Genomic DNA, 11,735 nt, shown 5'->3' with positions numbered 1-11,735 from the left:
CGAAACCGGGCGTTTTAATGGAACAGCCTGTCGAACTTAACGACCGCCGATCGGTGGCACGAAGGTCACCGCCATGTCCCATGGCTGTTCGATCCAGGTATCCTGTGGGATATCAACCACATAATCGTCAACCAGCGGGCGACCTGCCGGCTTGGCGAAGATGGTGACGAAATGCGCTTTCGGGTACATCTCGCGGATCGCTTTTGCAGTACCACCGGTATCCACCAGATCGTCGATGACGATAAAGCCTTCACCGTCGCCTTCAGCGCGCTTGAGCACTTTCATTTCGCGTTGGTTGTCATGGTCATAGCTGGAAATGCACACGGTATCCACATGGCGAATACCCAGTTCACGCGCCAGTAAGGCTGCCGGCACCAGGCCGCCGCGGCTTACGGCAATAATGCCTGTCCATTGGTCTACGGGCAGCAGGCGGTGAGCCAGTTTGCGCGCTTGCATTTGCAGCATGTCCCAGGTAACAACGTATTTTTCGCTCATAGAATGGTGTCCCAGCCAGCCAGGGTGTGGCTTATTCAGTAATCAGGGGAAAAAAGGTTGCGCGAGATTATAGAGACTGGGCGCGCCGAATACCAGTTGTACCGTGGAAATCATAAGTATTTCCTCTGGTGATTGATGCTGAAAAAATGAACTGCAGCGCAGCAAACTAGTGTGATCAAGCGCTTAAACAGCACAATTCGGGACGGGCACCGCCCGGTAGAAAGTGATATTCTCTGGAGATCGTGCCAAAACCGCACAGATGCCCCTAACCCTAACCGAGCGGTATTCCCGCTATGCCGTGAATGCCGTTACAGGAGACTTATTGTGTCTGAATTGTCTCAACTTTCGCCACAGCCGCTGTGGGATATTTTTGCCAAAATCTGCTCTATTCCACATCCTTCTTATCATGAAGAAGCGCTGGCGCAGCACATCCTCGAATGGGCCAAAGAGAAAAACCTGCACGCCGAGCGTGACCAGGTAGGCAATATCCTGCTGCGCAAGCCGGCCACCAAAGGCATGGAAAACCGCAAGCCGGTTGCCCTGCAGGCGCACCTGGACATGGTGCCGCAGAAGAATAACGACACCGTGCACGACTTCACCAAGGATCCGATTCAGCCGTATATCGACGGTGAGTGGATCAAAGCGCGCGGCACCACGCTGGGCGCCGACAACGGCATCGGCATGGCCTCCGCGCTGGCTGTGCTGGCAGACGACAGCGTCGAGCACGGTCCGCTGGAAGTGCTGCTGACCATGACCGAAGAAGCCGGCATGGACGGTGCATTCGGGCTGCAGGCTAACTGGCTGCAGGCCGATATCCTGATCAACACCGATTCCGAAGAAGAAGGTGAGATCTACATGGGTTGCGCCGGTGGTATTGATTTCATCACCACCCTGCCGCTGCAGCGTGAAGCCGTACCGGCCGGTTACCAGACCCTGAAGCTGACGATCAAGGGCCTGAAAGGCGGCCACTCCGGCGCGGATATTCACGTCGGCCTGGGCAACGCCAACAAACTGCTGGCACGCTTCCTGTTCGATAATGCCGCGGCGTTGAATCTGCGTGTGCTGGACCTGAACGGCGGCACCCTGCGCAACGCCATCCCGCGTGAAGCTTCTGCCGTGGTTGCCGTACCGGCAGCTAAGGCCGATGAGCTCAAAGCACTGAGCCAGGCGTTCCTGGCCACCCTGCAAAATGAGCTGTCCGCTAAAGAGAAGAACATCACCGTTCTGCTGGAGCCAACCACCAGCACGTCTCAGGCCATGACCGCAGACAGCCAACAGCGTTTCCTGGCACTGCTCAACGGCACGCCAAACGGTGTGATCCGCATGAGCGACGCGGTGAAAGGCGTGGTGGAAACCTCACTGAACGTGGGCGTAGTGACCACCAGCGACAGCGAAGCAGAAATCATCTGCCTGATCCGTTCGTTGATCGACAGCGGTAAAGATTACGTGGTCGGCATGCTGACCGCGCTGGGCCAGTTGGCCAACGCCAACGTGGCCCCGAAAGGCGGCTACCCTGGCTGGCAACCGGACGCTGACTCACCGGTCATGCATTTGGTACGCGAGATCTATCAGGATCTGTTCAACAAGACGCCAAACATCATGGTGATCCACGCGGGGCTGGAATGCGGCCTGTTTAAAAAGCCGTACCCGAATATGGATATGGTGTCGATTGGGCCGACCATCACCGGGCCACATTCGCCGGATGAGCAGGTGCATATCGAAAGCGTGGGCCTGTACTGGAAACTGCTGACGGCACTGCTGAAGGCTATCCCAGAGCGCGCGTAATTTGCCGGGTTCGGTGTACTGAACCCTAAAAAATACCGTGCTGTGCAAGCAAGGGTGCAATATTGCATTGCGCCCTTGTTATTCCCACGGCAGCAACAGCTGGCGCTCTAGCTGCGGATCCAGCAGCGTCACGTGCAAGCCTACCAGCCGCACCCCACGCCCTTCACGCCTTTCGCTCCATGCCTGACGCGCTACATTGATCAAATCGTCTTTATTCAGTACTGGCCAAACGTGTTCCTGGGTTGTTTGCTGGAAATCCTGAAACTTCAGCTTTACGCCTTGGCGGGCGATATGCAGATCCGGTTTTACCTTGCGTAAGCGCATTTCCAGTTCCGGATACAGTTTGTCGACGATCAGCGCTTCGCACTCTTCCCAGGCATGAATGTCCTCCGCCAGCGTGCGTTCTACCCCCACCGACTTGCGCAGCCGCTCTGGCGAAACCTCACGCAGATCGATGCCCTGACAGCGTTCCCAAAGAACGCGGCCAAATTTGCCAAAGCGCTTTAACAACGCCGCCAGATCGTACTGCTGCACGTCAGCGCAGGTGATCAATCCCACTTCTTCCAACCGTTTGGCGGTCACTTTTCCCACGCCCGGGATTTTACTCAACGGCAGTTGCTGTAAAAACGCGGGAACCTGCGCCGGGGTAATGACGTATTGGCCGTTCGGCTTATTCAGCTCCGAGGCGATTTTGGCGAGGAATTTGATGGGCGCGACACCGGCAGACGCGGTGAGGTTCAGTTCATCGGCTATCGCCTGGCGGATTTGTTCGGCGATCAGCGTCGCCGAGCCGTTGCACTGGCTGCAGTCAGTGACGTCCAGATAGGCTTCATCCAGAGACAGCGGTTCGATCAACGGGGTGTAGCGGGCAAAAATTTCACGGATATGCAGCGAGGCTTCCTTGTACGCCGCCATGCGGCCGGGCAGCAGCTTAAGGTGCGGGCAAAGCTTGAGCGCCATCGCCGTCGACATGGCACTGTGTACGCCATAGCGACGTGCAGGATAGTTGGCGGTGCTGATCACCCCACGCCGGTCGGCGCTGCCGCCAATCGCCAACGGAATATCGCGCAGGCTGGGATCGTCGCGCATTTCTACCGCCGCGAAGAAGCAGTCCATATCGACATGAATGATTTTACGCATCGCCCCTCCAATAACACTGTATAAGTATACAGCCAATAATGGAAAGCTCAAGCCTCGGCAAAACTCGGATCAGCTCGGATAAAACAGGGATTCACCCAATTATCTTCGACTTGTTAAAAAAGCGTAATTTTTGAATAGTACGCTGTGGCAAATTAATCGCCTCAGTTATTGATAACAATAAACCTTGCACAGGAAGGTGCCCTACATGAAAGCATTATCGGTCTATTTATTCGCTTCAGCATTATCCCTGATATCCCTTGCCGCGAGCGCAGCCCCTGCCATTATTGCGCACCGCGGTGGCACTGCCGACGCACCTGAAAACACTCGCGTCGCAATTGAAACCGCACTGAAAAACGGCGCGGACGCCATTTGGATCACGCTGCAGGAATCCAAAGACGGCGTTATCGTGCTATACCGTCCCTCAGACCTGAAAGCGCTGACCAACCAACAGGGCCTGGTCTCCGCTTACACCGCCGAACAACTGGCGAAAGTTGACGCCGGCTGGTCATTCGCCAAAGGGGAAACGCACCCGTTCCGGGGGAAAGGCATTGGCATTCCTCGGCTGGATGAAATACTCAACGACTTCCCCAAGGTCAATTTCTATCTGGACATCAAGTCACCGGATGCCAATCCGGCCCAGTTCGGTAAAACCTTGCTGGCAACCCTGGAAAAAACCGACAGCCTGAACCGCACCCGCGTTTACTCCACCGATGCCAAATATTTGCAGGCGCTACCGCCGACTATCAAGCGTTTCGAAACCCGCGATGAAACCCGCGACCTGCTGGCGAATATCAGCCTGTCGCACCTGTGCGAACTGAAGCCGGATAACCAGAAGCCACGCTGGTACGGGTTGGAACTGAAACGGGAAGTGGAAGTGGTGGAGAAATTTACCTTGGGCGAGGGGCGCTCCAAGGCGTTTCTGACCTGGGATAAAGAATCGATCGACTGCTTCCGTTCGCAAGGCCCAGCGCACATCATTCTGTTTGGTATCAACACCCCGGCAGACTACCAGCAGGCGCTGGCGCTTGGGGTAGACGGGGTGATGGTCAACTCACCGGCCGATGCGAAAAACTTTCGCCAGGCCAAATAACCGATAGAAAAAGGGGCGCTGCATGCGCCCCTTGTAGTCAGATAATCCGGTGCTTTTCCAGCTGCTGCTGGCGCAACGCCTCTTTCTCCAGGCGTTTTTTACGCGCATCGCAAGGTTCCGGACAGTCGCAGACCTTATCCATCCCCAGCGCCGTAATGCCGCCGCAGCTGCCCTGCAGGCTTTTACGTTTAAACACGTAGCCCAGGGACATACCGCCGACAATCAGCAGAAACAACACGAAGGTGGCGACAAATACCGTCAACATAGCGACCTCACGAGTGCTTGTTCAAATAGGGTTTAAACGCCTCAGAGTAGCGCTCTTCAAAACCGGTGGCAGTTTTCACAATCATGAACACCGGGATCCCCATCAGGTTCGCCAATGCCATGCCGCGTTCCGGCCCCAGTACGTTTAATCCGGTCGACAAACCGTCTGCCGCCATGCAGGTTGGGCTCAACACCGTGACCGACACCAGGTGGTGATGGATCGGCCGGCCGGTGATCGGATCTATAGTATGCGAATACCGCACGCCATCCTGTTCGAAATAGTTACGGTAATCCCCCGAGGTAGCTATCGACATCTCACCGGGTTGGATCACCAATTGCGCTTTCTGCTCCATGCCGGCGGTCGGCCGCTCAATGGCGATACGCCACGGTTTATTCTCACCGTTGTGGCCGCGAGTGCGCACCTCACCGCCAATATCGACCATGTAGTTTTTCACCTGCTGCGACTGCAGGTACTCGGCAATCACATCCACCCCGTAGCCCTTGGCGATCGAGGAAAGATCGACATACAGCTCCGGAATGCGTTTGACCAACGCGTTGCCCTGTACCGACAGCTTGTCGATGCCAGTCCATGCGCGGCGCTGCTCCAGTGCGGCGGCGCTCGGCACCTTGTCCGGCCGCCCTTCAGGCCCAAAGCCCCACAGGTTAACCAACGGCCCGACGGTCACGTCCAGCGCGCCGTCAGTAACGCGGTTGATACGTAGCGCCTCCAGCACCACTTCTGCCGTCGCGGCCGACACCGGGAAGGGTTTATCCACTGCGCGACTGGCGTTGAAGCGGCTCAGTTCCGAGCCAGGACGATAGGTGGACATTTGGTCGTTCACCAACTCCAACCGCTTGTCGATCTCTGCCTGTATCTTGCCGGCGGACGGCGTGTCGTCGCCGGTGACGTAGCGGATCGAATAGGAGGTCCCCATGGTTTTACCCTCGAGATTCACCTGCTCCGGCCCGCAACCGGTCAATAACAGGGTGGCGCTCAGCACCACCGTCGTCATCCAGCCCTTCATTGCCCCTACGCGCATTTAGCCACCAAAGTCATCCAGCATGATATTTTCGTCTTCGACGCCCAGATCTTTCAGCATCTTGATCACCGCCGCGTTCATCATTGGCGGACCGCACATGTAGAATTCGCAGTCTTCCGGCGCCGGGTGGTTGCGCAGATAGTTTTCCAACAGAACATTATGGATAAAGCCGGTGTAACCCGTCCAGTTATCCTCTGGCTGCGGATCGGAAAGCGCCACGTGCCAGGTAAAGTTTTCATTCTCTTCCTGCAACCGATTGAAATCGTCCTCGTAGAACATCTCACGCAGCGAACGCGCGCCGTACCAGAAGGTGATTTTGCGCTTGGACTTCAGGCGATTGAGCTGGTCAAAGATGTGTGAACGCATCGGTGCCATGCCGGCACCACCGCCGATAAAGATCATTTCGGCGTCGGTATCCTTGGCAAAGAACTCGCCGAATGGCCCGGAGATGGTCACCTTGTCACCGGCCTTCAGCGACCAGATATAGGAAGACATAATGCCCGGCGGCACGTCAGGATCGCGCGGCGGTGGCGTAGCGATACGCACGTTGAGCATGATAATGCCCTTTTCATCCGGATAGTTCGCCATGGAATAAGCGCGCACCGTGGTGTCATTCACCACTGAGCGATAGCGGAACAGGTTGAATTTGTCCCAGTCGCCGCGGTACTCCTCCGGCACATCGAAATCGGCATAGCTGATGTCGTGCGCCGGCGCCTCGATCTGAATAAAACCACCGGCACGGAACGGCACGTCTTCACCGTCAGGAATTTTCAGCTTCAGCTCTTTGATAAAGGTGGCTTTGTTATCGTTGGAGATAACTTCGCACTCCCACTTCTTCACGCCAAAGATTTCTTCCGGCAGCTCGATTTTCAGGTTTTGCTTCACGTTCACCTGACAGGCCAGGCGGCAACCCTCTTTCGCTTCACGCTTGTTGATATGCGACAGTTCAGTCGGCAGGATATCGCCGCCGCCCTCTTTGATCACCACCCGGCATTGCCCGCAAGAACCGCCGCCGCCACAGGCGGACGAAACGAAGATCCCCTGGCTGGAGAGCATATTCAGCAGCTTGTCGCCCGCCGGAGCGGTAAAGCTTTTGTCCAAATCGCCATTCACTTCCACCGCAATATCGCCGGTGTTCACCAGCTTCGATTTGGCGAACAAGATCAGCAGTACCAGCACCATAACGATGGCGGTAAACATCGCGACGCCTAAAATAATTTCCATAAATTCTTCCCGCCTTTACAACTGAACACCGGAGAAGGACATAAAGCCCAACGCCATCAGCCCGGTGGTGATAAAGGTAATGCCCAGGCCGCGCAACCCTGCGGGGACATTGGCATACTTGAGTTTTTCGCGGATCCCCGCCATCGCGACTATCGCCAACATCCAGCCCGTGCCGGAACCGAAGCCGTACACCACCGACTCGGCGAAGTTGTAGTCACGTTGCACCATGAAGGACACACCGCCGAAGATGGCGCAGTTCACGGTGATCAGCGGCAGGAAAATGCCGAGTGCGTTGTACAGCGATGGGAAGAAGCGATCGAGGATCATCTCCAGAATCTGCACCAGCGCAGCAATCACGCCGATAAAGGTGATGAAGTTGAGGAAGCTCAGATCAACGCCTTCCACCAGCGCGCCATCACGCAGGATCAGGTTGTAGACCAGGTTGTTCACCGGCACGGAGATGCCGAGCACCAGGGTAACCGCAATCCCCAAACCAAAGGCGGTCGAGACCTTCTTCGATACCGCCAGGAAGGTACACATCCCCAGGAAGAACGCCAACGCCATGTTCTCTACGAACACTGCGCGTACAAACAGGCTGATATAATGTTCCATCGGCCATTACTCCTTTTCGATCTGCGCTGGTTTCAGGGTGCGGAGCGCCCATATCAGCAGGCCGATGATAAAGAACGCGCTCGGTGCCAACAGGAACAAACCGTTTGGCTGATACCAACCGCCGTTCTGTACCGTTTCCAGCACCGGGATGCCGAACAGCTTGCCGGAACCGAACAGCTCACGCAGGAAGCCAACCAGCACCAGGATTACCCCGTACCCCAGCCCATTGCCGATACCGTCCATGAAACTCTCGATGGGCGGCGACTTCATGGCATAGGCTTCGGCGCGCCCCATCACGATACAGTTGGTGATGATCAGGCCAACGAACACCGACAGCTGCTTGGAAATCTCGAACGCATAGGCGCGCAGCAGCTGATCGACCACGATCACCAGCGAGGCGATAATCGCCATCTGCACGATAATGCGCACGCTGTTCGGAATATGGTGACGGATCAACGAAATAAAGAAGCTGGAAAACGCCGTAACCAGCGTCACCGCGATGGTCATCACCACCGCCGTTTCCAGCTTGGTGGTCACCGCCAGCGCGGAGCAGACGCCCAACACCTGCAGGGCAATCGGGTTGTTGTCGAACAGAGGCCCTAAAAGGACCCGTTTAATCTCTTTGGAATCAGCCATTTTTCAGCGCTCCTTCACGAACTTTTTTCAGGAACGGGCCAAAGCCGTGCTCGCCCAACCAGAAGTCAAAAGTATGCTGCACGCCGTTGGAGGTCAGCGTGGCGCCGGACAAGCCGTCCACCCCGTGTTCATCTCCCTGACGCGCCCCGCCTTTCACTACGCGGATCGCCGGTTGCCCGTTATCGTCAAACAGCTTTTTACCGACCCACTGCTGGCGCCAGCTGGCATTCTCAACCTCACCACCCAGGCCCGGGGTTTCCCCTTGCTGGTAGTAAGTAATGCCTTTCACCGTGTTACCGTCATTATCCAGCGCAACAAAGGCGTACATCATTGACCACAGGCCCGTGCCGTAAACCGGCAGCACAATTTTGTTCACCGCGCCGCTGTCGTCACGCACCAGATAGATTTCCGCCTGGTTACTGCGGCGTTTGATGCCCGCCGGATCGTCAGCCGCCGGCAACGCCGCACTTTTGCTGTCGTCACGCAATGCCGCAGCCAGATCGAACGCCGCGGCCTTGCCGGTAACAAACTCACCGCTGTTTAAATCCAGCAACCGGGGTTCGATGCGTTGGGTGAACAGCGTTTTGACCTGCTCGCCCTCCATTTTCGGTTGCAGCAGGCCGGCCACGTCGAGGATATTGCGCTGCTTGTCGAGCAGCTTTTGTTCCTGCTGTTTGGACTTCAGGCCGACGGCGGAACCCGCCACCACCACAGAACACACCAGGCACAACAGCAGTACCACCAGCAGCGTTTTACCGATGCTGTCGTTTTTAGATTCATTCGCCACGGGCTTTTCTCCGCTTGATGTTGGCCTGCACCACCAGATAATCGAACAGCGGCGCGAACAGGTTGGCGAACAGGATCGCCAGCATCATGCCTTCCGGATAGGCCGGATTGACCACCCGGATCAGCACGCACATCACGCCAATCAGGATGCCGTACCACCATTTCCCCTTATTGGTGAACGAGGCGGAAACCGGATCGGTGGCCATAAAGATCATGCCGAAGGCGAAACCACCTAACACCAGGTGCCAGTACCACGGCATGGCGAACAGCGGGTTAGTAGTAGAACCGATGGAATTAAACAGGAAGGCGGTAGCCATCATGCCCAGCATCACGCCGGCGACGATGCGCCAGGATGCCACACGACCGAACAGGATTATCGCCCCGCCAAGCAGGATCATCAGTGTGGAAACTTCGCCGACGGAGCCGGGAATGTTGCCGAGAAACGCGTCCATCCAGCTGATTGACTGGCCGGTAGCGACGTTGCTCAGACTGTGCGCCCCACCCGCGCTCCATTGCGCCAGCGGCGTTGCGCCGGAGAAACCGTCGGCGGAGGTCCACACCAGGTCACCGGAAATCTGCGCCGGATAAGCGAAGAACAGGAAAGCGCGCCCCGCCAATGCCGGGTTAAGGAAGTTGCGCCCGGTGCCGCCGAAAATCTCTTTCGCCACTACTACGCCGAAGGTAATCCCCAGCGCGGCCTGCCACAGCGGCAGCGTGGGCGGCACAATCAGCGCAAACAGAATCGAGGTGACGAAGAAACCTTCGTTAATCTCGTGCTTGCGAATGATAGCGAACAGCACTTCCCAAAATCCGCCGACCAGAAACACCACGGCGTATATCGGCAGGAAGTAGCAGGCACCCAGCACCATTTTGCTGACCCAGCCGGCGTCCGCCGCCAGAGAAGCCCCCAACCATTGCGCCAGCCGGTAGTGCCAGTCGCCCGCCAATACCTGTTGCAGCTGATCGCCGCTGTAGAGGTGATGCAGCGCCGGAATGGCCTGTTGGCCAACGTTGTACATACCCCAGAACATCGCCGGGAAAACGGCCAGCCATACCAGGATCATCATGCGTTTCAGATCGATGGCGTCGCGCACGTGCGAAGCGCCGCGTGTCACCAAACCCGGGGTGTAAAACACCGTCGTCGTGGCTTCAAACAGCGGGTACCACTTTTCCAGCTTGCCGCCCGGAGTGAAGTGATGCTCGATTTTGTCAAAAAAGTTCTTCAGGCCCATCGGTTATCCTTCCTGCTCAATCTTGGTCAGCACGTCGCGCAGCACCGGAGCGTATTCATACTTGCCGGGGCAGACGAAGGTGCAAAGCGCCAGATCTTCTTCATCCAGCTCCAGACAGCCCAGCGCCTGTGCACTGTCGCTGTCACCCGCCAGCAGGTCACGCAGCAGCAGCGTCGGCAGAATGTCCAGCGGCATCACCCGCTCATAGTTGCCGATCGGTACCATGGCGCGTTCGCCACCGTGGGTGGTGGTCGAGAAGGCGAACAGCTTGTTTTTCAGGAAATGGCCCAGCGTGGTGCGGGTGATAGAGAATTTATCCGGCGACGGCGCGATCCAGCCGAACAGCTGTTTATCACGCCCTTCTTCCAGCACGGAAACCTGCGAGTGGAAACGGCCAAGATAGGCGTTAGGGCCGGCGACGTGGGTACCGCTCAGCACCGAGCCTGAAATCACCCGGTTTTCACCGGCTTTAAGACGGCCGGCGGTCAGTTCATCGAGGCTGGCCCCCAGGCGGGTACGCAGCAGCTGCGGCTGTTCCACCTGCGGGCCGGCCAGCGCCACCACCCGATCGGTATCGAGCTTGCCGGTAGTGAACAACGTCCCTATAGCAATCACGTCCTGATAACCGATATGCCAGACGGTTTTTTTCAAACTGACCGGTTCGAGGAAGTGGATATGGGTACCCACCAACCCGGCAGGATGCGGGCCAGCAAACTCGTTATAGGTCACCTGTGCATCCGGCTGCTTGCCCAGGTTCGCACCTGATGCGTGACAGACGTGGACTTTACCGTCGGTCAAGCGTGCCAATACCGATAACCCGGCGTTAAATGCCGCCAGCTGTTCGGTAATGATCACCAACGGATCGGCAGCCAGCGGCTGGCTGTCCATGGCGGTAACGAAAATGGCACGCGGCGTCGTTCCCGGTACAGGGGTTTTGCTGAAAGGGCGGGTGCGCAACGCCGTCCACAAGCCGCTGGCGATCAGTTCGCTTTCGACCTGCTCGCGCGGCAACATGGCCAGTTCCGCCATCGGGTAATGGGCAAACTCCAGCTGTTCGTCACCGCCATTTTCGATGGCGATCACCACCGACTGCAAAACGCGCCGTTCACCACGGTTGATGGCTACGATGCGGCCGCTGGCTGGCGCAGTGAAGAATACGCCGGGGGTCTTTTTATCTTCGAACAGCGCCTGACCTTTCTTAACGCTATCGCCTTCCTGCACCAGCATGGACGGGCGCATTCCGACGTATTCTTCCCCAAGCAGGGCGACATGCTGAATGATTGGGCCGTCATGAATTGCCTGAACCGGTGTTCCGGCAATGGGCAGATCTAACCCTTTTCTGATTTTAATCATAAGATTTATACGATGTTGGTTAGTTTCACACGTCTTACCGGCCCCAGAGGCTGGTGCTGACGATACCTGGATGATGAG

12 protein-coding genes are annotated in these 11,735 nt (G+C 57.0%); 2 read left to right on the top strand and 10 right to left on the bottom strand.

The window, feature by feature from the left end; genetic code table 11:
* Positions 1–36: 36 nt before the first annotated feature.
* The gene (gene gpt / locus M2407_RS20125) at positions 37–495 is read right to left on the bottom strand and encodes a xanthine phosphoribosyltransferase (RefSeq protein ID WP_044548512.1); all 459 of its coding nucleotides are present in this window, start codon (positions 493–495) and stop codon (positions 37–39) included.
* Between the two features lie 324 nt (positions 496–819).
* On the opposite strand from gpt, the gene pepD reads away from it, so the two are divergent.
* Positions 820–2,280 carry a beta-Ala-His dipeptidase gene (pepD, locus tag M2407_RS20120; protein ID WP_046374421.1) on the top strand — a complete coding sequence of 487 codons (1,461 nt, stop codon included), beginning with the start codon at positions 820–822 and terminating at the stop codon, positions 2,278–2,280.
* Between the two features lie 78 nt (positions 2,281–2,358).
* On the opposite strand, the gene dinB is transcribed toward pepD, so the two are convergent.
* Complete coding sequence (dinB, locus tag M2407_RS20115) at positions 2,359–3,420, bottom strand: DNA polymerase IV (protein WP_046374422.1); 1,062 nt, start codon at positions 3,418–3,420, stop codon at positions 2,359–2,361.
* 205 nt (positions 3,421–3,625) lie between these two features.
* Here dinB and M2407_RS20110 point away from each other — a divergent pair, with 205 nt between their 5' ends.
* Positions 3,626–4,510, top strand: a complete 885-nt coding sequence (locus M2407_RS20110; protein ID WP_122077397.1) for a glycerophosphodiester phosphodiesterase family protein — start codon at positions 3,626–3,628, stop codon at positions 4,508–4,510.
* A 37-nt stretch (positions 4,511–4,547) separates the two neighbouring features.
* On the opposite strand, the gene nqrM is transcribed toward M2407_RS20110, so the two are convergent.
* Genes nqrM through M2407_RS20070 form a run of 8 tightly spaced genes read right to left on the bottom strand, consistent with a single transcriptional unit; the run spans position 4,548 to position 11,657 of the window.
* Positions 4,548–4,775 (bottom strand): (Na+)-NQR maturation NqrM, encoded by a 228-nt coding sequence (nqrM, locus tag M2407_RS20105; protein ID WP_020825372.1) that lies wholly within the window; start codon positions 4,773–4,775, stop codon positions 4,548–4,550.
* 7 nt (positions 4,776–4,782) lie between these two features.
* A complete protein-coding gene (locus tag M2407_RS20100; protein WP_142815830.1) occupies positions 4,783–5,814 on the bottom strand; it encodes an FAD:protein FMN transferase in 1,032 nt (343 codons plus the stop codon).
* The gene (gene nqrF / locus M2407_RS20095; protein WP_044548498.1) at positions 5,815–7,038 is read right to left on the bottom strand and encodes an NADH:ubiquinone reductase (Na(+)-transporting) subunit F; all 1,224 of its coding nucleotides are present in this window, start codon (positions 7,036–7,038) and stop codon (positions 5,815–5,817) included.
* A 15-nt stretch (positions 7,039–7,053) separates the two neighbouring features.
* Complete coding sequence (nqrE, locus tag M2407_RS20090; protein WP_012005400.1) at positions 7,054–7,650, bottom strand: NADH:ubiquinone reductase (Na(+)-transporting) subunit E; 597 nt, start codon at positions 7,648–7,650, stop codon at positions 7,054–7,056.
* 6 nt (positions 7,651–7,656) lie between these two features.
* On the bottom strand, positions 7,657–8,286 hold the full coding sequence (locus M2407_RS20085; protein ID WP_020825369.1) for an NADH:ubiquinone reductase (Na(+)-transporting) subunit D: 630 nt from the start codon (positions 8,284–8,286) through the stop codon (positions 7,657–7,659).
* Positions 8,279–9,073, bottom strand: a complete 795-nt coding sequence (locus tag M2407_RS20080; RefSeq protein WP_020825368.1) for a Na(+)-translocating NADH-quinone reductase subunit C — start codon at positions 9,071–9,073, stop codon at positions 8,279–8,281. The genes M2407_RS20085 and M2407_RS20080 overlap by 8 nt, the downstream gene beginning before the upstream one ends.
* Positions 9,063–10,304 carry an NADH:ubiquinone reductase (Na(+)-transporting) subunit B gene (locus M2407_RS20075; protein ID WP_020825367.1) on the bottom strand — a complete coding sequence of 414 codons (1,242 nt, stop codon included), beginning with the start codon at positions 10,302–10,304 and terminating at the stop codon, positions 9,063–9,065. The genes M2407_RS20080 and M2407_RS20075 overlap by 11 nt, the downstream gene beginning before the upstream one ends.
* A 3-nt stretch (positions 10,305–10,307) precedes the next feature.
* Complete coding sequence (locus M2407_RS20070; protein WP_048759715.1) at positions 10,308–11,657, bottom strand: Na(+)-translocating NADH-quinone reductase subunit A; 1,350 nt, start codon at positions 11,655–11,657, stop codon at positions 10,308–10,310.
* Between the last annotated feature and the right edge of the window lie 78 nt (positions 11,658–11,735).

Source organism: Serratia sp. BIGb0234, from assembly GCF_024809915.1.
In the GTDB taxonomy this organism is placed as follows: domain Bacteria; phylum Pseudomonadota; class Gammaproteobacteria; order Enterobacterales; family Enterobacteriaceae; genus Serratia; species Serratia liquefaciens.
The sequence above is the reverse complement of the archived record's forward strand: the minus strand, read 5'-3'. Positions and strand labels throughout refer to the sequence as shown.

Bases quoted from the DNA above. Each gene is read 5' to 3' on its own strand.
- gpt (WP_044548512.1), bottom strand. From the start codon at position 495: ATGAGCGAAAAATACGTTGTTACCTGGGACATGCTGCAAATGCAAGCG.
- dinB (WP_046374422.1), bottom strand. From the start codon at position 3,420: ATGCGTAAAATCATTCATGTCGATATGGACTGCTTCTTCGCGGCGGTA.
- M2407_RS20110 (WP_122077397.1), top strand. From the start codon at position 3,626: ATGAAAGCATTATCGGTCTATTTATTCGCTTCAGCATTATCCCTGATA.
- nqrM (WP_020825372.1), bottom strand. From the start codon at position 4,775: ATGTTGACGGTATTTGTCGCCACCTTCGTGTTGTTTCTGCTGATTGTC.
- M2407_RS20100 (WP_142815830.1), bottom strand. From the start codon at position 5,814: ATGCGCGTAGGGGCAATGAAGGGCTGGATGACGACGGTGGTGCTGAGC.
- nqrF (WP_044548498.1), bottom strand. From the start codon at position 7,038: ATGGAAATTATTTTAGGCGTCGCGATGTTTACCGCCATCGTTATGGTG.
- nqrE (WP_012005400.1), bottom strand. From the start codon at position 7,650: ATGGAACATTATATCAGCCTGTTTGTACGCGCAGTGTTCGTAGAGAAC.
- M2407_RS20085 (WP_020825369.1), bottom strand. From the start codon at position 8,286: ATGGCTGATTCCAAAGAGATTAAACGGGTCCTTTTAGGGCCTCTGTTC.
- M2407_RS20075 (WP_020825367.1), bottom strand. From the start codon at position 10,304: ATGGGCCTGAAGAACTTTTTTGACAAAATCGAGCATCACTTCACTCCG.
- M2407_RS20070 (WP_048759715.1), bottom strand. From the start codon at position 11,657: ATGATTAAAATCAGAAAAGGGTTAGATCTGCCCATTGCCGGAACACCG.